We start from the raw sequence: 23,683 nt of genomic DNA on the forward strand, positions 1-23,683 counted from the left end.
TTAATAATTGAGGGTACGACTTGTCAGTTCCTCGGTGTTAGGGATTAGGTGTTGCCTGTGGTAACCTCACTTTTAATCTAAAACTATGGGATTGGCAAGTTTTTAACATTTATAGCCCATTAAATCAAGGATTATTAACTTTTTGACATTACGGTATGTTATAAAGGAGGCGAATGATGATTCTCTCTAAATTTATAGACGAATTACCCATCCCACCTATTTTAAAACCTCGATGGAAAAATCAGTTTTATACTTATTACGAAGTAAATATGACTGAATTACGTCAATCACTTCATAGTCAGTTAAATGACACAACTGTTTGGGGGTACGAAGATGGATATCCAGGACCTACAATTGAAGTCGAAAGTGGAGAAAAAGTGTTTATTAAATGGATTAACAACCTTCCTGATAAGCATCTTTTTCCAATCGATTATACGGTTCATGGTGCCCATCGGGACGTGCCTGATGTAAGAACAGTCGTGCACGTACACGGAGCTTGTGTTGAATGGGAAAGCGATGGCTACCCAGAGGCTTGGTTTACAAAGGGATTCAAACAAGTGGGGCCATATTTTAGAAAGCAAATCTATCGATATGATAATTGTAATCATGCCTGCACTTTATGGTATCATGACCACACGATTGGTATTACGAGGCTAAATATTTATGCAGGTTTGGCGGGATTTTATCTTATCAGAGAAAATCGAGAACGTTCATTGAATTTACCGAGTGGGAAATATGAGATTCCTCTTATGATACAAGACAAGACATTTAATAAGGATGGTTCTCTTTACTACCCGAAGCAACCAGAAAAACCGATTCCTGAATTAGAAATGTCGATTACTCCTAAATTTATTGGGGATACGATTCTAGTAAATGGTAAAGTATGGCCTTATTTAAAAGTGGAACCACGTAAATACCGCTTTAGGCTTTTAAACGCATCTAACACTCGTTTCTATAGGATTAAGCTTGATTCTGGACAACTTATGTATCAAATTGCGACTGATGGAGGGTTGCTGGAATATCCAGTTGGTCTCAAGGAAATCATGTTAGCCCCTGCAGAAAGAGCAGATGTGATCATTGATTTTACCAATTTAGAAGGGAAGAATATTATCATGACAAATGATGCCCCCGCTCCTTTTCCAGGGGGTGACAAACCGGATCCAAATACGGTTGGTCAAGTGATGCAATTTAGAGTAACTCTTCCTTTATCAAGTGTTGACACTAGTACAATTCCGGCTCATATGATACCTGTTCCAAAAACAAAAGAACAGTCAGTTACGAGAGTAAGATGCCTAACATTAAATGATAATATGGATCAGTACGGTCGTGAATGGATGCTATTGGATAATAAACCATGGGATGCACCTATATCAGAAAATCCAAAATTAGGGGCAACCGAAATATGGTACCTCATCAACGTAACTGATGATTCACACCCAATTCATCTTCACTTAATTGATTTTCAAATACTTGACCGAAGGAATTTCGATGTTGAAAAATTTAACAAGGAGAAGGTTATCGAATATACAGGTCCGGCAATGCCACCGGAACCACAAGAACGAGGATGGAAAGATACCGTTCGAGCTAATCCGAAGCAAGTTACTCGAATAATCATGCAGTTCGGACCATTTACCGGGTTATATGTATGGCACTGTCATATCTTGGAGCACGAGGATTATGAGATGATGAGACCGTATATTGTTATCCGATAATAATCGGCGCCTGTCAAAATTAACTTGAAACACCGGGGCGGTTCTTAATGTTATCTTAATTATTTACAATTTAATTTACCGAGTTTACTTTCCAACTAGAACCTAAGAAGTTCAGACTATTATGATTCGACAAGTGACAGGCACCAAACTTTCCCGATGAAGTTGCACCACACACTCGAAATGGATTGAGAGGACAGAAAGAATGTCATTTGAGTTTTCTGTAGGTGGAAACATATCCATGACACATTTTGCACTATCAGTAGACGGGAACATATCGACCTTCGACTATCACACCATTAAATATTTTAGTTAATAATTTCACCCTTGTTTTTAGCTAAATTTTCGCGCCATTTATGTCGTTCCGTAGTTGTCAGTTTCACCCACTCTGTTTCTTCACCAATAATTCTTAAAGGCTCTTTTGAGCGATAAGAACGTGTTAAGTTACCAGGAAATTTTTTGTCAGTAACATTTGGGTCGTTTTCAAATTCACCTGTTGGTTCTATTATATAAACGCGTTCTCTTCCTTCTCCTTTTGCTAATGCTGCTGCAAGTCCTGCACCATTGGCATTAGCAGTGAAATAAATATGGTTCATTTTAAGATCAGGTTTGTAATTTGAATTTCCACCCGCTATTAATAAATCGCCAACCTGCAAATCTGCCTTTGTCCCATGATAAAATGGTCCTTCATCAGAAGGCGCACCCTTATATGAATTTGACAATTCATAATTTCTTCTTGCATTAGTAGAATCACACAACTCCTCATAACATTTGGCAATGTTTAAATATAACGTTGAGTATGCACTCTTAACATTATCATCATTTATATTTAGTGCACACTGTAAAGATGTTTCCATCCATTTTAATTTGTCTGTAATACTCTTTTGTTGACGAGCTAAATGGTAAGCTGCAATAAATCTTTCATAGTCGTCTGTTGCTTCGTGCCATGCTTTAAGAAACATCGTTATTGATCCCTCAGTGTTTCCGTTTTCTTCCATTCCCATCCCACTCATACATAGTTTAATAACGACATTATTGGGATCAAATTTTATATTCATCTAATCTTACCTCCAATATAGGTGCCTAGTGTGGTAAATAGATCAAAATTAAAAGAAAGACCACCGTTTTCATAGTAAAATGATTCGACAAGTGACACGCACCAAACTTAGCGTCCTTTCACCTGGCTGCGTTTCAACCGAAATTCAGACCCTTAACGAGCCCCTGAAACCCCTGGCAGCATAGTAGCTCTCTGCTCCATTGTGGTACACAAAGACAGTGTCGTAGCGACGATCACAAAAGATGGCCCCACCGAGTTTTCTAATATTAGAAGGTGTTTTCACCCAGCTCGATGTTTTAGTATCGAAATTTCCAAGTTTCTGCATCTCCCGGTATTGTTCTTCCGTTAATATCTCAATACCCATGTCAGCAGCCATATCCAAAGCGTTGTTTTCTGGTTTGTGTGCTTTCCTTGATTCCAGTGCCTCACGGTCGTAACAAAAACTTCTGCGACCTTTAGGGCTTTCCGCTGAACAATCATAAAAAATGTATTCGTCCGTCTGTATATCGTGACCAACAACATCCGGTTCACCGCCAGTTATTTCCATTTTATTCAGGGACCATAGTTTTTCAGTATTAGTTTCTAGCTTTGCTTGTACATTAATCCATTCAAGTCCTTTATGACGATTCATGTTTTTCTCAAAACGGGCTTTCAATACACCGAGTATTTCTTCACGTTGTTCTGATGACAACTTCCTTTTTTCATTATTCATTCCAGAACTCCTCGTTTCCTATTGTTTAGTTACAAATTCCTTTGTAGCAGTGCTACCGTCTCCACGTGACTCGAGAGGACAGAATGAATGTCATTTGAGTATGTCCGTTCTTGGAAACATATCCACTGCGTTTTTGGGACTATCGGTAGACGGGAACATATCAACTGCATTCATATAAAAGAAAGATGCGTCTTAACTTCAAATACAGATTGTGCTCATTATCTCATCGACAAATTGCAATTTGACTGCTCCATAATATGCTTATACTGCTACTATTCGTCAATGACTCGCTAAACGTTTTTCAAAATCTTCCTTAAACAATAGAATGGCATCAATATTTAAAGCAAAATCGTGGTCACTGATATTAAAATTGGATATAAACTCGCCAGATCTCTCACGAACCATAATTGTCGAACGGCTATTGTCGCCAATATCATCCTGAGTTACAGCACTTCCGTAGAAATACCAGTTAGTTTCGGTAGGGGCATGAGCAGCGTACTTGGATAAGTCGTTTTTTATTATTTTGCATAGATTATTCATTAAACTTTCATTAAGCCCAATGACTTTTCCGTACTCACCGTCAACATAGATATCAGCATCTCCATACCAAATATTCCTGCTCGCTTGCTTTCCGTCATTTGAAGCGTATGTTTCATCAAAAAGAATCTTCATTTTCCTTATCCTCCTTATAATATGAATAATTTGCAGTTCAAAATTGGCGTTCAAATTCTAATTTATTTTATCTGAATTATATAAAATCTCTTTACTGAACATAATTCTATACCTATGCATATGGATCTGAAAGAAGTTTCTTTGTTCCTTTTTTATTTTCCTCATCAATTATTAAATCACAAGTTTATTTGTCTATGTCACAAAAATCCATATCTGGTTTAAATCCTTTATCTGGTTTCAACCAATGATTCGACAAGTGACATGCACCAAATTTTCCCGGAGTCTTTTTCCGCCCATGAAGCATTTCATCATATTCTTCATGGTTTGGATCATTAATAATATTTAAAAACTCTTCATAACCGCCTACACCGCCAACATCTTTGGGCGGTCTCTGGCGTTCACCGTCAATACATTTTGGATGTTTCAGGTCTTCATCCGGAAATCCCAACTTCCTCAACAACAATTTCATGCATCCAAGAATCCCCAAAATCATACTCATATAAAAACTGCTTGTACTCTTTAAAGACAGGATCAATCTTTACCTTCTTAGGATTCTTTTCAATATTATGAAACGGTGTATCTGGATCGGAATTGACAACAAAGAAATCATTAAAATCAAACAAATATAGATGGTAATCTTGCCAATCAAAAGCAGCTTGAATAAGTTTATGAAATTTATGAAAGGTTATACCACTTGGAATAAGCAATCTTCTCCAAATGGGTGGTTCAATATTTAGGTGCAATAATTCCATACTTGTCATCGATGTCTTCTATCGAATGAACCTTTAATCGATCTCCTTGTTTAACGATTAAATTTGAATCCTGCACTTCAACTATTTCATCTTTAAAAGGAAATTTAACCACTTGTTTAATATGGTTCTTCATGCCTCTAATATTTCATATTCACCTTTTAAATCTTGAATTACCTGTAATATTCTTCTGTCTTGATCCCTATCGATCATTTAGCATTCCTCCAATATTCTTTACGCCCAATCTTGAAGGCTGCTTGTCACTTACCACAGCATTTTTTATACTTCTTACCACTTCCACAAATGCATGGGTCATTTCTGCCGATTTGTTCTTCATTTACTATCGTTTTTGTATTTTCAACTTTTAAACCTAGCAATCTTTGAATATCCGAAATATCTTCTGGTTTGTCAGGTTCAATACCAATAATGACCTTCCACCCCCTACTTTCACAAACATTATATAATTCATTAGCTTTTTCTTCATTTGCAACACGCACGATTGCTGGTCTATCATTTGTCCCCAATTTTAGCCATAGTTATCCCTGCCATTTTATTTTTTTATTCTTTTTTGTATATTATTATTCGAAGGATTTAACTCCAAGTTTTCTAGGTCAATTGTAAAGTTATATGATTTTAAAATATCTAACCCTAGTAATCCATTGTGATTATTAGGCAACATTCCTATATCTATTTCAAAATTCTTAATAGAAAATGTATCAATTTTAACATTGTCCATAACTTTTGTATAAAACGGAACAGTTCCACCTATCCCATAAGCTTCATAAATCACGTCCCCATTTTCATATCTAACTCCAATTTTCTCCAAAATATCCGGGTTAATTACTGTATGAGAAGATCCTGTATCGACGATTACATCATTAATTTCTAATGCCATTCCACGAAATTCCACATAAAGAGTTGTTGTAATAAGTTGCCCATCATATGAAAGCTTCATTAGATTCTTCTCACTTTCATTAAAGGATCTCTGCGAATGTAAATTACAAATTCTTCATTAGATGTGTGATAAACAATAGTTCCTTCTTTAGCACGGAAGAATTCTTTGTTTGCATCTTTTTCGGAAATGGTTCTTATTGGGGCTACTTCATCAACAATTTTCTTGTCACCTTCTTCATGATAATCAAGAATTGAAACCAAAAGAAACTGATTTGGGAATAGCTCCCTCGCTTCTTGCCATTTCATTTTATCCTGCCCTCCTCTTACCAATACCTTTACTTTTATTATAATTCATTCAAAAAGAAATATCATACAATAGAGTAGATGTTCAGGTGCTTATCACACTTAAGAACAAAACAGGCTCCGAAATAATTGTGCCGTTACAATAACAAATTTCCAATCCCTATTAAATTAAGTGCTTCTTAAAGACTTTAACCCAGTCTTAAGACTGGGCAAGTTTTCTACTATTTTAAATTGAGTTGCACAGCCAACTCCACGTGCATCGTCTGCGGAAACATGTCCACTGGCTGTACCTCAACCGTCTTAAACCCACCCGCTTCTAATACTCTCAAATCTCTTGCCAATGTGGCTGGGTTACAAGATACATACACGATTCGTTTTGGTTTCATGTCGATCATAATTCCGGGTGGTGACAGGCACCACCCTCCGCATTGAAGCACGGGATTGTTATTTTCAATCAGTTTGATGAAATGTCCTAATTTTTCTTGGACAATTTACTTAATTGTTCTGATACATCAGTTTCGGAAAAAACGGTACGTAAATACCAATTTTGATATAAATGAAGGCACCCAATTTGGTGCCTTCATTATTTATATTAAAATTTATTATATATCTGATTCAGTAGTATTCAAAAATTGAATCAGTTCCGCATTGAACTCCTCGGCGTGTGTCACATTAAACCCATGAGGACCACCTTTAATTACTACAAGCTGACTGTTCGGAATGCGTTCATGCGCTTTTTGCCCGCTGACTTCCAATGGAACGATAGCATCTGAATCACCGTGAATAACTAGTGTTGGTACGTTGAACTTATCTAAATCACCACGGAAGTCTGTTTTACTAAACGCTGCGATACAGTCAAGTGTGCCCTTTGGTGAAGCAAATGCTGCAATGTCACGATTGTATAATCGGAATTCTTCGCTCACTAAATCTGTTCTGTCCCCAGATGCAAAGAAGTTCGTCGTAAAGTTATCGAGGAATGCAATTCGATCTGCCTTTACTCCATCTTGTAAGCCGTTGATTATTGAATCGTCAAATCCGCCGTCCGGATTATCCTCAGTTTTGTAAAGGTACGGAGGTACTGCCCCTGCTAGTACAGCTCTTGATACACGCTCTGTTCCGTATGTACCGATGTAACGAGCAACCTCGCCTCCACCCATCGAGAAGCCAACCAATGTTACGTCACGAAGATCAAGATGCTCCAGTATTTTGTGTAGGTCTGCCGCTAACGTATCATATTCATACCCATTCCATGGCTGTGAAGATTGACCGAATCCACGACGATCATACGTAATTACTCTGTAACCAGCCTCCACTAATGTTGGTACTTGTTTTTCCCAAGATCTCCCACTAAGTGGCCAACCATGGATTAATACTACTGGTTTTCCAGATCCTACATCCTCAATGTGAAGCTCAATCGGTGCACCATTTTCTAATCCTACTGTAAGTTTACTCATTATAAATTCCTCCATTATTTTTATTTTAAATTTTGCAAAATTGTATTGTGCAAAACTTAATTTGTAAGTACATCTTACCTTCATTTCAAAATGTTGTCAACAATTAAGTTTCGCAAAATACTTTTTATCGTATAGAAGGTATGTTAAATTATTAATGAGAGAAATATTAATTATTAGAGGTGTAACCATGGAAACTAACCCAAATAATCTTAAATTAAAGGACCACTTATGTTTCTCATTGTATGCCTGTTCACGGGCCATCTTACGACTTTATCGCCCTTACCTAGACGAACTTCAGCTCACTTATCCTCAGTATCTAGTCTTAGTTACCTTGTGGGAGAAGCCACAAAGAACCATTAAAGAGCTGGGTGAAGTGCTTGATCTTGATACAGGTACACTGACTCCCCTACTCAAACGTATGGAAGCTGCCGGACTCATCGAGCGTCGCCGTGACACAGTGGACGAACGCGTCATGAACATTTTTATAACGCAAGCTGGCAAAGCACTACAGGAGAAGGCATCGTGTGTTCCGCAATCCTTATTCGATGCAACTGGCATGAATAAAAAGGAATTGGATGAAATAAACGAAACAACCAAGCGCCTGTTACATCAGCTGAATGGAATAGCTGAGAAATAGATGCAATAGAAAAAAACGACTCTAATACCTAAGAGTGGATTTTTTCTATGTACGATGTAATAACTATTCTGATATGATTATTATCTTAAGCCTTGTTTATTAAAACACTCATTAGTTAAGAAGAAAAGAGACACTTATTCTAGAATTGCGCCCCGATTGTGGAGTATGTTATTCAACTAAAGCATAGTAATTGTTCTATGACGCCATAGGAAGAGTCGCTATGTTCATTACCAATGGACATTTGAATCCTTGAAAATGGCAATGTTTTATAATCTTGTTACAGTTTCTCATCAACATTTTTTGTGTATGGTCCGACTTGTAAAACACTTGCAATTGGATAAAGAACAGCAGATTCATCTCCACCATTCGTGCTAACAAATCTAGATGTTCAAGTAATGACATCGCTGTCGAAATTAACTCGATATCACTCACAAATACAATAGTTTCTCCTTCAAACAGTTCCTACTAATTTATTTGAGATAATTTACTTGTAAAATAAACTTTTGGACTATCTTCTATAATTCGTATATACTAATATTTCTATAAATGGAGGTTATTTAATGGGTATTTATAATTATTTAGTGCAGAAGCCTAACGGAGATATTCTCTCTATGCAAACTTATAAAGATAAAGTAATGCTAATTTGCAACACCGCAAGTCAATGTCAGTTTACATATCAGTACGAAGATTTACAGAAGTTATATGAAAGGTACCTACAAGATGGATTTACAGTTCTTTCTTTTCCGTGTGATCAATTTGGCAATCAGAATCCGGAAAACGGTTTAGAGACAGCTGCCCAATGTAAGGGGCAATTTGGTGTTAGGTATCCGGTTTTTGATAAAATCTATGTGAATGGCGATAAAACTCATCCTTTATTTAATTATTTAAAACATGAAGTTGATGCATCGGAATTTGAAAAAAATACGATACAACAAAAAATGTTATTCGATGCAATTCGTGAACATTATCCAAATTATTTAATTGGTAATAATATTCGTTGGAACTTTACAAAGTTTTTAGTGGATCGTAAAGGGAATGTTGTTGCTCGTTTTGAGCCATATGATTCTATAATGGATATCGAGCAAGCTATTCGGTCTTTACTATAAGTAGTATATAAATAAAGTCCAACATGTCGGAGCTCAAAATGAACTTCATGCAAGTGTTGGGCTTATTTTTATAAAACAAATATCTAATACTGTAAATATATATCCGCACTACTTGTGATACGGTTTACCGCGTTATTTAAGAGGTAAAAAACAGACCCGCTATATGTTACGACCTAAGCTCGGTCGCTCTGCCTGTCACTTCGACATAAACTTTTCGTATCGACTTCGTCAAAGTATGGAACATCAGAAAAACCCCGAAGAGCAGCCGTTGGAGTGCGAAGTGATTTCTCCACTCAAGCCAAATGTAGTAACTTAAATTTTTAAAATTATCTTAGAAAAATAAGCTGATATTTTATTTAAATCCTTTAATAAATAGAAAACTAGTTAATTAAAATAATAATAAGTTTCATTTATAATAGAGTAAGAATGAAAAAACACAATTCGGTTGGTAGTCCGGATACATCCTGATTGGATGTCAGTAACCTTCCCCTCCTCGGGATGTCCATCATTCTAATCAATTACTAGAGGAGGGACCTATAATGAAGTTAACTATTTATTACAATGGTCAATTTTATGTTATGTAGGGCTTATCGAAGTTGTGTCTGGCAACAGAATCAAAGCCTATCGCTATATTTTTGGGAAAGAACCAAAGGATCAAGATGTACTTGATTTTGTAAACAAGAGGCTTCTCAAATTGATTGACACCCATAAACAATGTGGTATCCCCATTGAAAAACGTCACAAAAAAAAAATCAATTCAAAAAAGCTTCAAAGAAAAGTTGCTAAAGAATTAAAAAAGCGTTCAATCTCTACAAAAGCTCAGGAAGCTTTAAAAGATGAATTTGAAACAAGCAAAAAAGAAAAAGCTGAAAATGATAAGCAGCTGAAAGAAGATAAGAAAGCCTATATACGAAAGATCAAGGTTCAAAAAGCCGAAAACAAACATAGAGGCAGATAGCACAACTTCTAAACACTGACAACATTTGTTGTCAGTGTAACATTTTTAGGTACGAAATGACATCCATCTTAATATAATAACTAGTCATCCTATAGTCAGAACAAAATATATTATCTACCCATTTTTTGAAAATTACTGCTCAATATAAAGACAAGGCTAACAACAGTTTAGGAACTCAGATTAACGGATGAAAATTTTCTTTGCATGACATTTTTAATTTTAAGGTAGCTGAATGAAATACTTTTGCTAATCCTAAATAAGTTATCTTCATGTTTTTCGTTTTTTATTACTATAAAATTTGTATTACGCTCATTTAGCCTCAATCAACAATGTTTTGCGACTTTAATGTCGAAGCGTCTTACAGACTATTAACACAAATTGCGCCTTTCTTTCCTATATCATACATCTTACAGTTAATTTGAATCAATGAAGAAAGAAAATTGAGAAAACATTAATTGGTGATTATGCTTTTGAATATGGGATAAATCATAGTGCGAACCTTCTTGGATATGGCATGCTATTTAAGCATTCCTATGAACTTAATACAAATTATAAGATCAATACTAATAACTATACATTTAATTTCTACGCTTACAGAGATACTAAAGCTGGAAAAGAAATTTTCATAAACTATAATGGTGATAATAATGATCCTTATGGTTTAATGAGGAATAAGGTGAACAAACAGACGCTTTCCTTTTTAAAGGATAGGGTCTGTTTGTTCATTTTCATCGATTTAAAGGGCTTGAAATATCAACATTGGTTAATGAAAATTAAGCGCATGCTTTCATAGTTATTTCAGGATCTGGATCTTCACCTTTTTTCCTAGGAATGTCAAAATCGGATAGTAAAAAATGATGTTTAGGTTCAACGTCATGCCTAGCTAATGCATGCTTACAACAGACTAGAATGATTATCTACTTCTTAGTACTAGTGTAATAACTAAATTCTTAATAAAAATACCAAAAATGAAATAATTCCAATAACAATGGCAGGAACGGCAGTAGAAATAGGGGCTTTAATCCTAAGATGCAAGAAAGCTCCGAAGATCATTGTCACAGTTAACCAAAGACCACCAAATGCGGCAAGCCTAGGCACCAAAATACCAACTATCATACAAATAGCTCCGATAAGTTGAACGAAACCCGTTAAAATTCGAAACCAATTTGATAATTTAAGATGTTCAAAGTTTTCTAATGCCTTTTTCGCCCCTGCTAGTGCCGTCATACCTAGAAAAGTAAACATAATACCTAAAATAATTTGTAGAATAATAGATACAATACTCCTAATTACTCACTCCAATATTTTCATATTCGGGTAATTGTCTCTTTAGTATATCGCATTATCTCAATCTACTACACTCAGGGTATATAAGTATTTCTGAATCAATATTAGTTCCAGATCAAATATAATCATATAAAACAAAAATATCGAAGTGCCAGGTACTTCGATATTTGTATTACATTAAGCCGCCTTATAACTTATTCAAATAAGGTTATCTGTTCTGTCTCACCAAGTCGTACAATTGATTTTGGCTCATGATCTTGGAAGTAGGCGTGGTGGAGCCATTTTTCTTTAGCCATAACTTTTTTACTTGAATCTGTTGAAGCTCTTAGTCAGCAACTATAAATGATTGGGAAATAGTCTTGGAGAAATTTCCCTTCTGTGTGGGCTGTAAGAGCCGTCCACTTGTGGTCTACATTATCAAAGAAACCTTTTTAACGAAATCAGGTTCCGAATCGGAAATGTTTAATATGGTTCGGAAGTGTTTATTATTGTTTTACAATTTCTGTTCAGCGAAAAAATAGTCCTGCCATTCCATCCCCCTCAAACCCGCATTCCTACGCTCGCATTTTTTCCCATTTAAAATAAAGTTTTTCAACCATCCCCCATTTTCTCACTTTTTTCTTCAACTTTTTTTCACACAACATTATTTTCAATGATAATAAAGTGGTGGTACAGGGATAAGGATTTAGGGGTCAGGGATTTGGCTTTTCTCCTGCTTTTTCACACGCTTTTGGGGTTTGGAGAACCCCTCTCACATTCATTCATGCCTTGCTACATCAATCCTTTCCAGGCTTTTTCCTCACCCTTATTCGGACATAAAAAAGGATGGGAATGTTGTTCCCACCCTTCTTTCGCTTTCATTTTATTCACACTTTTCCCACACATTATCCACAGGCGTACCAATACATTATTTTCATTTTGCTATGAGTTTTTTATGTGGCACAGGGGTTTATTTTTCGGCTACAATTTCAACTCCAGCAATGCGACCGTCTCCACGTGCGTAGAATGCAGTGTGTAGTAAGTTTTTGAATACTTGAGTTAGTGGAATTCACCTCAATTTTCCTTACAAAAGTGAGACACTCATCAAACAGGAGAGTGTCTTTTTTTGCTCCAATTAAGACCTAGTTCACACCTTTTCATTCTTTCCTTTTGGAATATACCTTAGAACCTCTTTAGAAACCATTGTGCCCCTCTTTCATTAATAATTTAGTATTCTCACAATGATAAATCCTAAGAAACACTATTTTATCGGGTTGACCTGGAAAAAAGAACGTGCAGAGATTACGAAGGTATCCCGCCAATTTGATCATAGATCACATAGCGGCCCCAGATCGTCTTTGTCTTGTCAACTAACAAAGCGATCAAGCAATGCACGCACTTCATTTGTTGACTTTGTGCTCATCAATTGATTTCTTAATTCACTTGCCCCTCGAAAACCACGGACATAGATCTTAAAAAAGCGATGAAGAGCTGTAAACGGACGTAGCTCTAATTCTTCCGAATATTGATCACGGAGATCCAGATGCAACCTTAAGAGATCAAGCAGTTCCTTACTACTATGATCTTTCGGTTCCTTTTCAAAGGCAAATAGATTTGTAAAAATTCCACGCCCAATCATGATCCCATCCACACCATATTGATTAGCGAGTTTCAAGCCGGTTTGACGGTCAGGGACATCGCCATTGATCGTCAAAAGTGTGTCTGGTGCCAACTGGTCACGAAGTTTCTTAATCTCCGGGATCAGTTCCCAATGGGCATCTACTTTGCTCATTTCCTTTCTTGTACGCAGATGAATGGTAAGATTAGCGATATCTTGTTTCAATAGGTGTGTTAGCCAGTCGTGCCATTCGTCTATATCCGTGTAACCAAGCCTTGTCTTCACACTTACGGGCAATCCCCCTGCTTTTGTTGCTTGTATTAAATCAGCTGCGACTTCGGGACGCAGGATAAGGCCGCTTCCCTTCCCATTCGCCGTCACATTAGGCACCGGGCAGCCCATATTGATATCCACACCGCTGAACCCTTGCTTCGCCAGAACCAATACTCATCTGTCGAAAGCATTCAGGCTTATCCCCCATATTTGGGCGACAATAGGCTGTTCATCCTCTGTAAAAGTCAAATGCCCACGCACACTATTGATTCCCTCTGGATGACAATAACTCTCCGTGTTTGTAAACTCTGTAAAAAACACATCAGGTCTGGCTGCTGCACTCACTACATGGCGAAAAACAACATCCGTCACCTCTTCCATTGGTGCCAGTGTAAAAAAAGGGCGTGGCAAATCACGCCAAAAATTATCACTCATAGTTAAATTCAAATCCTCACATTATGGGATGCCTGACCAAAATCTTTATCCCCAATATTGGTTTCTTAACACTTATAGCATGCTTAAGCACTTTAAAGCAAACGACATACATTTTGACTACTATAATTTTACACGTAACAAAATTCATTAGAAAAGGCGTTTTGGACCCAGCAATCGTAAATGTTTCTTTTGGTTCAATTAGACAATTCTCTCTCCAGTAAAGCAACTAATTCAACATGCATTGCATGTTCATCTAGGGAAAACCAAGTCAGGGAACCTCTAGGATTTTTTGATTGTATAGGCTGGAAAGCATTTAATGGAAATATATATAGGTTTAGATTTGAGGCAAAAGGAAAAACAAACCAACTTTAGGAACTGAATTAAGAGACAAAAGTATTCTTGACATATTAATTACCCCCAAGAACGTCCAAACAGTTCATCTCCATTGGGAGCTAAACGCAAAACCGATTTTGTATTTAGTATTTTATTAGCTTTTTCCGTATAAGAATTCTGCTTGTCTAATGCAATAATTACTTGTTTTTCACTATTGTCATCTAGTTCCAATATCTTTTCTAACGCCGTATCAGATATTTGTTTGAGAACAATAGAGTCATGAACAACTATAGGTAGCTTTGTTAACTTTAATACTGTTAAATCAAAAACAACTAGTCCTTTATACGCGATACCTGTTCCTGTATCGTCGGGAGTAAAGAAACTGTAACTGTTTTCTGAGAAATCTATAACAGGTGCATTATAATTTTCTCCATATATAAATTGATTAATGTTTTTCATTTCAGTATTCAGCTCACTGGAAAGAATTGCAAATTGTTTTTGTCTTATTAAAGCCAATCGCTCATTATCATCTTTTTTATTTGCCTTAAGCCTGGTCAAATGTACGTATGCGTCGTTTTCTTTCTGCAAAAGGTTTATTTGACGTAATAGCTCAGAATGACGTGACAACACCGTTTTAGATAGTTTTGGGTTTTTAATTAGCTCCTCTAATTGTTTTTCATATGTATTAACCAGATCGTTGTAATCTTTCAGTTCTTTTTCTATTCCTCTTTTTTCCGAACCTATTTCTCCCTTAAAGATAGAAGAAATCTTATGGTGGAATTTTTCAATATCCTCAAGTCTTTGTACATTTGCATCTGGAAAATACACTAATAATTTTTCGAAATTACTGGTTGTTACGGAAAACTTGTATTCTGCATTCTCCTTAATTGTTTCTAAACGAGATTTAACCCCACTTCGCAATCTACGGATTCTTGAAAGTATTTTTTTATTCTAATAGCTTCTTCAGATATTTCAGCATCTAAATCAGCAAAGCCTTTTTCTACATCTTTGGCTAATTCTTCTAGTTCAACATTAAGTCTTTCTAGTTCCTTTTCATTTCTAGAAAAATCTCGTTTTCCGATATTTGATATGAAATTATATTTCTGGGCTTTTTGATAAGTTTTTAATTCTTCGTTGGATTTATTCGCTTGCTGAGATAAATTATGAATCGGCATATAATAATCAAATAATTTCAGTAAAGCAGAGCGAGCATCTTTCGCTTTTTCATTTGAAACACTATGTAGCGGCAATTTTTCATTTGCATTATCTTTCCCATATACCCGAATGTATCTACTTACTATATTGCGAAAAGTTAAATAGGGCAGTTGTATTTTATATTTTTTATCTAACCAATTACAAAATTCGTCAGTATCCATAGAGTGTTGTTTTTCATATTTCTCGTTACACTGCCAAATGTCATGATAGTTAACTACTTCCCTTGAGAAAAAGAAGAATTCGTTTTCAAATTTAAAAGAAAAACAAATGTTATGCTCACCAACATTTTTAATTATATCATCTGCTTGAGCATAAGTACTTCCACCAAAAACAAAGTCTATAATTAACAGGAATGATGATTTTCCTATTGAATTATCCCCAGCATTTGTTCCTAGAATTGTATTTAATCCATCGTGGAACTCTATCCGTTTTTTCTTGAATTTTTCACACATTATTTCATATAACATTTGTAATTCTCCCATTTTCCGTCTCAAAGGATATTTTATTCAAAGCATATAGATAATCCAGTGTTTCAATGAAATCCTCGATATTATAAAAATGCTTTTTTGTATCTTCATATAGTTCATATGGAGACATAGAATTTTTATTAATAGTTTCAAGTATTACCGGAAACCTACTCAATGAACTTTCTTTAAACGATGTGACTTTACTTGGTAATCTCATAAAACACCTCACAATGTTGTACAAAAAAGGCTATGATTGCTTCACATGCAAGCCTAGAAACATTTTGTGTTTTAATATTTATCCAATCTACCATGCTTTCAAATATTTCAGTTTTATCTGCTCCTGATGAATCCATTTTAATAAAGCAAGCCCGAATTTGACCACTAAAAATATCAAAATTAAATGTCGTGGTTGTTTCCATATTCTTAAAAAGGTCACGTATGTATGTAAAATAAGTCATAACATAGCCTGTAATTTTCGATTTCAATAAAAATTCATCTGATACAAATTTTTCAGCTATGGCTACCGCATTATAATTAATACCTAATATATCAGATTCCTTCAATCCATAAATTTTTTCAACAACATTTTCAATTTCATATTCTAATCCTAGAGTAAATGTTGCATCATGTAACGCCGTTTGTCTTAAGCAAGTTTTCTTTATCTCCAATAATTTTAGGTATTCTTCCACTGTTGTGTGGAAATCTTGTGTACCATGGCACTCCCTGCAAAGAGCGATTTTGTTTTCGAACGATTCTGAATCTTTACCTAGACGCTCCGATGCTTTAAGAGTATCGTATTGCTCAACTGTAGGACTCTTAGGATATATGTGTGCAATTTGAAACCTTTTCTCTGATAATTTTTTTGTTTGCGTGATTGTAATTCTTTACCACAAAGTGGACAATGATAATTTACTTCTCTCAAAAAAAGCCTTAGTTCAGCTTCTGTTGAATTTCTACGTGGTTGCAAATACGTATCTGCTTCTAAAATACTTTTAAAGTTTTTCATCTACAATCACCCTCTCCATCATTTATTTCTACTAATAGTTAAACCATACAAAAGAAGTCTCTCTATCTTCAACTTAGCTATTTTTCATTTTACTAATTAACTCAATTTCTTTTCCATTTTAAGAGCGAATGTGTAGTATTGATTATTTATTCGTCACATAAAGTGTCTATTCCGTTAATTATCAGGTTTTCTAGCTTTTCTAACCCTTCCTTTGGTCCATATGGAACTGTTGTTAACCAATTATTTTTTGGAGTAATCTCATTTTTATTAGAGGATGCAGGAGGATAAAATACCCATACCTCGGTAACTGGTTTCTTGAGTCTTTTCTCACTTTTTTTGGGTTTGTACTCTTTTGCTCTGCCTACATATGAACTAGCAAAATGATCATATTGTAAAAGCTGTTTAAAGGCATAATAATCATTATTATAATTGTTGACTGAACCAATAGAATTAGCTGGTCTGTATTTAAAATCCATTACTATGCTACCGAAATAAATATCGTTTTGATAGTAATCCAATCTGCAATCAGGTCTGTTATGTGGAAATTCCGTATAAACAGGATTATCGAAATCTGTTCCTGAATAGCTTTTGGGGATTGCCTCGTCATATACCAATTGAATTTTAGAATTATTTTTACCCAAAAATAAAATCTTTGTTTTGCTCTCCAGAAAGGGAACGTGCCATTGTCTTAATAAAGGATTAGATTCATTATCACCAAAAATCCAACCGGATTGGGGAATAAAACCCAACTTATCTGTCTTTAAAGCTTCAATAACCCTTACAAAACACCACATCTCATAAAGCTTATCAGTTCTTTTCCATGTGTAAGCGTACTCTGCATCTAATTGGATTTTCTTTTTTATACTTTTTAAATTTCTATACAATGAATATAGCATACGATAACGTGAATCCAAGTATAGACTAATTGCGTGATGGTGATGGTTATTAACATTAACTTCTTTTACCCAGTCTTCTAACAAAAAATTATTTAGAGCAGCGTTTAACTTTCGCATGATTTCTTCTTGGTCGTCTACCCAATCTATTTGATGCTTTGATCTTAGATATGTACTATCAAAAATATTAATTCTTCTCTGGTATTTTTGTTGATCCCTAAAGTTGATCTCTTTTTCTCTAAAAACAAACGGTTTTAAATCATTAAGATAAATCAATATTTGTTTTGTGATTTTAAAAAAAAATTTTATACAAGTAATCATCATTGCATTTTCAGGTAAATTTTTAGTTATTTCATTTTTTGGCAATAATATTCTTTTTTTTGTATCTGACGAATGCTTTAATAAATATTTTAGTGATACCTGATCAACATTATGGGCTCTCGAATAATCCATCAAATTATATTTTTTTATTAATTTACTGCGAGGATTTTTTTTTATGTCGCCAAGAACATTCATTAACTTATTATAATTTTGAGAAAGTAAAAGCATTTGATTAGCTAATGACGCATTATTATCCTCATTATTTGTATGAGTGGATGATTCGTTATTAATTAAATCATGAGCAAGATTTTCAATGAAGCTTTCTAACTCATCTCTAAGTAAACTCAATTCATCACTGTCTAATTGTTTTGGATTTACTTTAATAAATGCATAATATTTTTTTTCGTTAATGGTTACATAGATCCTATACAGACCCGGTATAAATGGATAATAATTGTCCTTACTTTCAGTATTAAATTTATTACTAAATAGGACAATTTCTTCTTCTGATTCTTCAATATATATATTTTCATCTTCGTCCTCTTTACAAATGGAACTATGGAAATAGTCAAGAGTGTCAATATAAAGACGTGCACTCTTATTGCAAGATGAAAAATGCATTAATATATCTCGATTTTCAGTGATAATTATTACGTTTTCTTCGTTATAAAGTTTAGGTGACTGTTGAAAATAATGATCACATTCTGTTTCTAAATATTGATCTTGACCATTTTTTTCCCCAATCCACTCTCTAATAATTAGTTTAAAGGGTATGTCCATACATTAATAACTCCTTTGCTAAAGAAGTTATCTTCTTTCGAGATTCAATCAATTCTGAAACTGATTTTTTATATCTCTCAAAAAGATCTAAAAGTTCACTATTAGATACCGTATCTGTTGTCTTATCGTAAGTACCAATTAGACTATTTAATTGATCCTCCCCACCGCTAATTTTTGTCAAAATTCGTTGCGTAACTTGCAAATCAAAGGCCTCAGTTCGACTCAAATATTCTGTAGAAGGTAGGCATTGTAAATAGCAATCAATTTGACGCACAATACGTAACCCGACACCGATCTTATCATTACTCTTGTGGAGTCGCTCATGCAATTCCCATAAGAAATCTAATTCATTATCCAATAATTGAAACGATTGATTCTCCATTGATAAGGGACGTGTTCCAAAATACTGCTCTTTTGTAAAAGTAGCTGTACCAATACTATCAGTAACATTTGCTTTTTTAGCAGCCTCTGCGACTTCTTTAAAATTACGCAGTTTTAAATGTATAACATTTGCTCTATCAAGAACCTTATCAGAAAACTGGAACGTTGACTCATCCAAGTTGACAGTACCTACAAATAATACATTATCGCCAATATTCAGCGTATCATTATACTTTTGACTGTTATACAGTCGATTTTGAAAATCTCTATTATATAATCTTATTTTTCTTTGTCCATTTGGATCTTCTTCTAAAACAGACAGAAACTGTGAAAAATAATGTTCTACTCTAGCAAGATTCATCTCATCAAAGCACACAATATATAATTTATCTTTGTTCTCCTCTTTGTCAGCTTCAAATAAAAAATCAATTAACCCTGAATCTCCAGGCCTGTAAATATTGTTAATCACATCAAGATAACCTATCAAATCGCTATCATCTTGCCAAAATGGTCGAACGGGGATTTTTTTAAAGTTGCCACGATCTTCTAACCCTAGTGCTTGAGCATAACAATTCACAATCTTAGATTTTCCAGTTCCACTCATTCCTGCTAAGATAACTAAATTACCTGTTTTCATTGCAGTATGGAAATTTACCAGATCAGCGTCATCATAGTAAAGCCCATTATTCTCAGCACTTTTTTTAAATCTTTTGAGGATCTTCTGTTCAATGCTGACCCCACTAGGGCTAGTATCTGTGATCTCTTCGCCATTTAAATCGTTTCTCTGCAAATCGGAAGCATCATTTTTTTTATCATCAGCAATTTTCTTTTCTTTTATTTTAAGCGTTTCGTTTTTTTTAAGGGCTTCAAGGAAGGAATACGACCAATGCTTTTGAATAAAATAACAGGTTACATTTTTTCCATCATTTCCATCTGCATTACTATAATTATCTAGTAAAAAATCTTCATCATTTGTACTAATTTTAGATGCCTCATTAGAGAATATTAAACTTACACCATCAGTTGATAAGTTAACATCGTTAAGGGGGCCGTATGCGTACACATCATCATTTCCTTCTTGAATTAATATATAAGGAGGAATAAAGTGATTGTCAAAAATTTTGTCCTCAAATAAACTGTTTTGCATGAGTCGTTTTAGTTCAGATATAGGATTTCCGGTATGAAGTTGATTAATAAAATAATCAACATTATTAACCCTAAAATAAGGAATAGCTTCATATTCATCATCCGAGTTATAATCTGAATTTTTTGTCTTTAAAACAGGGTTATATACATTATAATACCCTTCTCTTCTTTCCAACTGAAAAACAATTAATGATGTATTTAAGTCTCTTTGCAACTCCTTTCTTTTTTCAATTTTTGACCTATTATCATATCCATATTCAGGTCTAATTCTATTATCAAGTGCCTTTACAATATTGTTTAGAGGCAATAATTCTTTTTCTAAGTCTCCTTTAATTTCAGAAACTATTTTAATATTAATTCTATATCGACCATTTGTTTCAAATATAGACTCTAGGTGATTAGGAACCTCATCTGGTTTGGCCAGTCTTCCCAAGTAATAGTTTCCCAAAATAGTAGATTCCGGACTGTTTAACATAAATTTTCTCCTCCCAAATTAAATGATCAACAATTCTCTATATTTGATATATTTCCATTTTATTGTTTTAAATGTTCTATTACGATATAGATAGGCTTTTTCTTTTTCAGATAATTTGTCTTCGACTAACCAGTATTCATCAAAATCATCAATAAAACTATAATTGAAATAGTCTCCATTAAAAATGGTGAATTCGCATTCTAATTTATTAATAAGGCTGTTAGGGATGTCGCCAAAAACAAGAATCTTATTCTGCTTTTTACTTATATCAATGTTTTTTGATTGTGTTAAATTCAAATGGACTTTCTCATCTTTGCTGTTGATCCTTTCTTCCAATTTACCAATAACTTCATCTTTTTGATTAATTTTTTCATTTAATTTATCGAAATCTTCTTTTAGCCTTTCAAGTGATTTAATTAATTTATCATTTTCAGAAAGGGATTTTTTATAAAGAGTGTTGATTTCTTTAATTTTTTCATCTTTTTTCCGGATTGTTTCATTATGATTTTTAATACTTAATTGAGCTTTTTTCTTTAAATTTAGAATGGTTGAAGATAAATCGTGGTTTCTTTTTGTCAAAGATTTTAATGTATTCCTAAGGATATTTTCTTGCTGATCTTCTTGCTTGGCTTGTTTTTCAGGCATATTAAAAGCTTCATTAGTTAGAATACTATTAAGTTTCTCAATACAGTTAGCAGAATATAGAGGTATTAAAACGTGTATTAACCCTTTTTTAGCTATTAGCTCAGAAAGCTGGTCAATATTTAACTCTCTAACTTTATTTATTAAAACTTCTTCCTCATTTTTTTGGAAAATATTTTTTTTGTGAATATCAAGTAGAATCTTGTGATATTTCGGTTTGGATAATATGATATCTAATTGTTTCTCTGCAATCTTCCATTGCAAATCATTTTTTATATACTGAACATTAATTGTCCCTATCCTTTTTCTATGTTCCTTGATATACTCTTTTTTCTGTACTTCTGTTAAACTATCCCTAAGTATCTTCCAAAATTTATCACTAGGTATTTCGTTTTCCAAAGATCTCTCCTCTTTCATTTTTTCATTATGGCACCACTAAAGAACTATGTATTTAGATTTATTATACTAGATTGTTAACTGGATTAAACGACTAATAAAAAATAGAATCTAAGCAAAATTTCAATGTATAAAAATGAACTTTCATTAGCAAGAATGGTCTTTTATGACAATACGTGAATTTATTTTTCAAATCATGTTTTATACAGATAAAGCCTAGCACAACCTAACACGTCGAATGTAGCTGTTTCCTTCATTTTTAGTTCAATCCTTCCTATCTCATCCAATCATCAATATTAATGACTTTATTCATAAATAGAGTATGTTCTCTATATCAATTAAATTTTGAAAATCAAAAGTTGCTGGCTGACGCCTTCGGCTTTGCATCTATAATAATGATTTGTGCCGGGTTCTCATTAAGCGATTCTCTTCTTTGGTAGCTAGCTTCTACTTGTTGAATTCTCTCTGAGTGCACCCCATTGTCTACAATTAGAAAGATTTTGTTCTCTGCTCCTTCCGACACTGCATATTCTTCTATTTGCACCTCAAAACCATGCAATATCTGGCCATTGGATGTCAGTTTAATCTCTATAACAGTTTTATCTGTTCCTCGACTTATCTTAAAGTCAACTGGACCTCTACCAGTATTAGACTCGGGGCTTATATCCAAGCCATTAGAGTCACAATAGTAATTTGCAAGTCCATGTAATGTTCTCTGCACTATTTTCTCTGCATTCTTGCTACTTACTCCCTCGAGAACAGAATAGCCTTTTTGGTTTTCGACCCAGTGTTTATATCCATCTAGTATTTCTAGCGTTGAATCATAGGAATCTTTATGTGACTCTGGAACAACATTAGACTCTTTTAAAATTATATGAATTATTTTTTCAATTAGGTAGTCCACATTTTTGTTAATGTCATATTGATTAACAGCTGTAGCTTTATAGTTAGATATAACTTTTTGTAATATCGTTGGATTTTTAAAGATGAATTCTTTCATATAGTATTTCTTTTGACTAACAGTTATTTTTTTCCATTTTTCTCCTACCAATTCATTTATTTCTGATTTTATCGCCTCGTTTTCTGAACAAACTCTATCGATATCGTCCCAATCTTTTGCTATTGGAAGCTCATGTAATAGGTCTACTGGCAGAAACAAAAGTTCACATTTCTTGTATGGATTAATCATTAATCCATTTTCAAACTCAATATGAGGATATTTTTCCTTATTTATATCCAAAGTCACACAAATTTTTTTAGTATAAACAACAATGTCATCATATATTAGACTGGCTATCATATCACTAAGCCTATCTGGTCCAACGTTTTCTTCAAAAAGGCTTGTCAGATGAAAAATCTCTGGTTGTTCAGAGCCACTATTAATTATGTCATACGCGTCTTTCATAATCTGTTCTTTTAACGTCTTTCCGAACCCTGCTCCATATTTTCCCTTAGAAAATCCAAGATTAATTCCACGTACTTCTGGAAAATTGAATTTCTTAATTGCTGTTCTGAAAAGCTTATCTTCTTTATTATTGGAAGACTTGAGTAAAGTTCCAATATCACCAAAATACTTGTTGATTTTATCATATGATCTAGAAAATTCAGGTACCTCTGTGACCTTTAAACGTTTGATATTAATGAAATAATTACTATCCATATCTAATAGTGTATCAAATACACCTAGGTTTTCTAACTTACTACCTAATCTCAATTCTTCTGAAACGAATACCGACATTACCTCACCTACTCTCCCCATAGAAATACCGAGTCATTTGGTAGCTT

23 protein-coding genes and 3 pseudogenes are annotated in these 23,683 nt (G+C 34.2%); 5 read left to right on the forward strand and 21 right to left on the reverse strand.

The genetic code is table 11. The features are described 5' to 3' along the window. Positions 1-176: 176 nt before the first annotated feature. Positions 177-1,712 (forward strand): multicopper oxidase family protein, encoded by a 1,536-nt coding sequence (locus tag FG390_RS10535; RefSeq protein ID WP_141191038.1) that lies wholly within the window; start codon positions 177-179, stop codon positions 1,710-1,712. 305 nt (positions 1,713-2,017) lie between these two features. Here FG390_RS10535 and arr read toward each other — a convergent pair whose 3' ends face one another. The 11 genes and pseudogenes from arr to FG390_RS10585 form a co-directional block, all read right to left on the reverse strand. Then, on the reverse strand, positions 2,018-2,431 hold the full coding sequence (arr, locus tag FG390_RS16295) for an NAD(+)--rifampin ADP-ribosyltransferase (protein WP_246092839.1): 414 nt from the start codon (positions 2,429-2,431) through the stop codon (positions 2,018-2,020). A gap of 480 nt (positions 2,432-2,911) precedes the next feature. After that, positions 2,912-3,478, reverse strand: a complete 567-nt coding sequence (locus FG390_RS10545) for a DUF4256 domain-containing protein (RefSeq protein WP_141190997.1) — start codon at positions 3,476-3,478, stop codon at positions 2,912-2,914. Positions 3,479-3,757: 279 nt separating this feature from the next. Then, a complete protein-coding gene (locus FG390_RS10550) occupies positions 3,758-4,150 on the reverse strand; it encodes a hypothetical protein (RefSeq protein ID WP_141190998.1) in 393 nt (130 codons plus the stop codon). Between the two features lie 184 nt (positions 4,151-4,334). Then, the gene (locus FG390_RS10555) at positions 4,335-4,598 is read right to left on the reverse strand and encodes an IS1096 element passenger TnpR family protein (RefSeq protein WP_181406464.1); all 264 of its coding nucleotides are present in this window, start codon (positions 4,596-4,598) and stop codon (positions 4,335-4,337) included. After that, the gene (locus FG390_RS10560) at positions 4,582-4,911 is read right to left on the reverse strand and encodes a plasmid pRiA4b ORF-3 family protein (protein WP_141191000.1); all 330 of its coding nucleotides are present in this window, start codon (positions 4,909-4,911) and stop codon (positions 4,582-4,584) included. Before FG390_RS10560 ends, FG390_RS10555 begins: the two co-directional genes overlap by 17 nt. Continuing rightward, positions 4,877-5,035, reverse strand: coding sequence for a calcium-binding protein (locus FG390_RS15795; protein WP_181406465.1), 159 nt, complete (start codon positions 5,033-5,035; stop codon positions 4,877-4,879). Before FG390_RS15795 ends, FG390_RS10560 begins: the two co-directional genes overlap by 35 nt. 124 nt (positions 5,036-5,159) lie before the next feature. Next, on the reverse strand, positions 5,160-5,423 hold the full coding sequence (locus tag FG390_RS10565) for a PBPRA1643 family SWIM/SEC-C metal-binding motif protein (protein WP_141191001.1): 264 nt from the start codon (positions 5,421-5,423) through the stop codon (positions 5,160-5,162). 26 nt (positions 5,424-5,449) lie between these two features. Continuing rightward, entirely contained in the window at positions 5,450-5,854 is a 405-nt protein-coding gene (locus FG390_RS10570; RefSeq protein WP_141191002.1) for a retropepsin-like aspartic protease, read from the reverse strand. Further along, the gene (locus tag FG390_RS10575) at positions 5,854-6,099 is read right to left on the reverse strand and encodes a hypothetical protein (RefSeq protein ID WP_010023864.1); all 246 of its coding nucleotides are present in this window, start codon (positions 6,097-6,099) and stop codon (positions 5,854-5,856) included. The genes FG390_RS10570 and FG390_RS10575 overlap by 1 nt, the downstream gene beginning before the upstream one ends. Before the next feature lie 218 nt (positions 6,100-6,317). Continuing rightward, positions 6,318-6,491: pseudogene (locus FG390_RS10580) on the reverse strand (hypothetical protein); the annotation flags it as partial. Positions 6,492-6,698: 207 nt separating this feature from the next. Then, positions 6,699-7,550, reverse strand: coding sequence for an alpha/beta fold hydrolase (locus FG390_RS10585; protein WP_141191003.1), 852 nt, complete (start codon positions 7,548-7,550; stop codon positions 6,699-6,701). Positions 7,551-7,737: 187 nt separating this feature from the next. Between FG390_RS10585 and FG390_RS10590 the strand changes: the two genes are divergently transcribed. From FG390_RS10590 to FG390_RS16065, 4 genes and pseudogenes are all read left to right on the forward strand, one after another. Further along, positions 7,738-8,187, forward strand: coding sequence for a MarR family winged helix-turn-helix transcriptional regulator (locus FG390_RS10590; protein ID WP_141191004.1), 450 nt, complete (start codon positions 7,738-7,740; stop codon positions 8,185-8,187). Between the two features lie 560 nt (positions 8,188-8,747). Then, complete coding sequence (locus tag FG390_RS10595) at positions 8,748-9,293, forward strand: glutathione peroxidase (RefSeq protein WP_141191005.1); 546 nt, start codon at positions 8,748-8,750, stop codon at positions 9,291-9,293. 598 nt (positions 9,294-9,891) lie between these two features. Then, positions 9,892-10,251 carry a YjdF family protein gene (locus FG390_RS10600; protein WP_258311645.1) on the forward strand — a complete coding sequence of 120 codons (360 nt, stop codon included), beginning with the start codon at positions 9,892-9,894 and terminating at the stop codon, positions 10,249-10,251. A gap of 439 nt (positions 10,252-10,690) precedes the next feature. Next, positions 10,691-10,926 (forward strand): annotated as a pseudogene (locus FG390_RS16065) (SET domain-containing protein-lysine N-methyltransferase); the annotation flags it as partial. Positions 10,927-11,193: 267 nt separating this feature from the next. Here the strand turns inward: FG390_RS16065 and FG390_RS10615 are convergent. From FG390_RS10615 to FG390_RS10660, 10 genes and pseudogenes are all read right to left on the reverse strand, one after another. Next, positions 11,194-11,541, reverse strand: coding sequence for a DoxX family protein (locus FG390_RS10615; RefSeq protein ID WP_309147200.1), 348 nt, complete (start codon positions 11,539-11,541; stop codon positions 11,194-11,196). A 1,342-nt stretch (positions 11,542-12,883) separates the two neighbouring features. After that, positions 12,884-13,843, reverse strand: a pseudogene (locus FG390_RS10620) (tRNA dihydrouridine synthase). A gap of 411 nt (positions 13,844-14,254) precedes the next feature. After that, a complete protein-coding gene (locus tag FG390_RS10625) occupies positions 14,255-15,097 on the reverse strand; it encodes a DUF2326 domain-containing protein (RefSeq protein ID WP_141191007.1) in 843 nt (280 codons plus the stop codon). Further along, complete coding sequence (locus tag FG390_RS10630; protein ID WP_141191008.1) at positions 15,070-15,873, reverse strand: AAA family ATPase; 804 nt, start codon at positions 15,871-15,873, stop codon at positions 15,070-15,072. Before FG390_RS10630 ends, FG390_RS10625 begins: the two co-directional genes overlap by 28 nt. Continuing rightward, entirely contained in the window at positions 15,848-16,075 is a 228-nt protein-coding gene (locus tag FG390_RS16255; protein ID WP_141191009.1) for an ABC-three component system middle component 7, read from the reverse strand. Before FG390_RS16255 ends, FG390_RS10630 begins: the two co-directional genes overlap by 26 nt. Next, positions 16,059-16,547: an ABC-three component system protein gene (locus tag FG390_RS10640; RefSeq protein WP_181406466.1), complete on the reverse strand. Its 489-nt coding sequence runs from the start codon at positions 16,545-16,547 to the stop codon at positions 16,059-16,061. The genes FG390_RS16255 and FG390_RS10640 overlap by 17 nt, the downstream gene beginning before the upstream one ends. 463 nt (positions 16,548-17,010) lie before the next feature. Next, positions 17,011-18,858, reverse strand: a complete 1,848-nt coding sequence (locus FG390_RS10645) for a DUF2357 domain-containing protein (RefSeq protein WP_141191011.1) — start codon at positions 18,856-18,858, stop codon at positions 17,011-17,013. Then, positions 18,842-20,860 carry an McrB family protein gene (locus FG390_RS15920; RefSeq protein ID WP_219995058.1) on the reverse strand — a complete coding sequence of 673 codons (2,019 nt, stop codon included), beginning with the start codon at positions 20,858-20,860 and terminating at the stop codon, positions 18,842-18,844. The genes FG390_RS10645 and FG390_RS15920 overlap by 17 nt, the downstream gene beginning before the upstream one ends. An 18-nt stretch (positions 20,861-20,878) precedes the next feature. Continuing rightward, on the reverse strand, positions 20,879-21,901 hold the full coding sequence (locus FG390_RS10655) for a coiled-coil domain-containing protein (protein WP_141191012.1): 1,023 nt from the start codon (positions 21,899-21,901) through the stop codon (positions 20,879-20,881). Between the two features lie 349 nt (positions 21,902-22,250). Next, the gene (locus FG390_RS10660) at positions 22,251-23,636 is read right to left on the reverse strand and encodes a DUF8370 family protein (RefSeq protein ID WP_219995059.1); all 1,386 of its coding nucleotides are present in this window, start codon (positions 23,634-23,636) and stop codon (positions 22,251-22,253) included. Between the last annotated feature and the right edge of the window lie 47 nt (positions 23,637-23,683).

This window comes from Terrilactibacillus laevilacticus (assembly GCF_006517395.1).
GTDB lineage: Bacteria > Bacillota > Bacilli > Bacillales > Sporolactobacillaceae > Terrilactibacillus > Terrilactibacillus laevilacticus.

What these genes read in the sequence shown, in the direction of transcription:
- FG390_RS10535 (WP_141191038.1), top strand. Translation starts at nt 177, where the DNA reads ATGATTCTCTCTAAATTTATAGACGAATTACCCATCCCACCTATTTTA.
- FG390_RS10545 (WP_141190997.1), bottom strand. Translation starts at nt 3,478, where the DNA reads ATGAATAATGAAAAAAGGAAGTTGTCATCAGAACAACGTGAAGAAATA.
- FG390_RS10550 (WP_141190998.1), bottom strand. Translation starts at nt 4,150, where the DNA reads ATGAAGATTCTTTTTGATGAAACATACGCTTCAAATGACGGAAAGCAA.
- FG390_RS10560 (WP_141191000.1), bottom strand. Translation starts at nt 4,911, where the DNA reads ATGACAAGTATGGAATTATTGCACCTAAATATTGAACCACCCATTTGG.
- FG390_RS15795 (WP_181406465.1), bottom strand. Translation starts at nt 5,035, where the DNA reads ATGAAGAACCATATTAAACAAGTGGTTAAATTTCCTTTTAAAGATGAA.
- FG390_RS10570 (WP_141191002.1), bottom strand. Translation starts at nt 5,854, where the DNA reads ATGAAGCTTTCATATGATGGGCAACTTATTACAACAACTCTTTATGTG.
- FG390_RS10575 (WP_010023864.1), bottom strand. Translation starts at nt 6,099, where the DNA reads ATGAAATGGCAAGAAGCGAGGGAGCTATTCCCAAATCAGTTTCTTTTG.
- FG390_RS10585 (WP_141191003.1), bottom strand. Translation starts at nt 7,550, where the DNA reads ATGAGTAAACTTACAGTAGGATTAGAAAATGGTGCACCGATTGAGCTT.
- FG390_RS10590 (WP_141191004.1), top strand. Translation starts at nt 7,738, where the DNA reads ATGGAAACTAACCCAAATAATCTTAAATTAAAGGACCACTTATGTTTC.
- FG390_RS10595 (WP_141191005.1), top strand. Translation starts at nt 8,748, where the DNA reads ATGGGTATTTATAATTATTTAGTGCAGAAGCCTAACGGAGATATTCTC.
- FG390_RS10630 (WP_141191008.1), bottom strand. Translation starts at nt 15,873, where the DNA reads ATGGGAGAATTACAAATGTTATATGAAATAATGTGTGAAAAATTCAAG.
- FG390_RS16255 (WP_141191009.1), bottom strand. Translation starts at nt 16,075, where the DNA reads ATGAGATTACCAAGTAAAGTCACATCGTTTAAAGAAAGTTCATTGAGT.
- FG390_RS10645 (WP_141191011.1), bottom strand. Translation starts at nt 18,858, where the DNA reads ATGGACATACCCTTTAAACTAATTATTAGAGAGTGGATTGGGGAAAAA.
- FG390_RS15920 (WP_219995058.1), bottom strand. Translation starts at nt 20,860, where the DNA reads ATGTTAAACAGTCCGGAATCTACTATTTTGGGAAACTATTACTTGGGA.
- FG390_RS10660 (WP_219995059.1), bottom strand. Translation starts at nt 23,636, where the DNA reads ATGTCGGTATTCGTTTCAGAAGAATTGAGATTAGGTAGTAAGTTAGAA.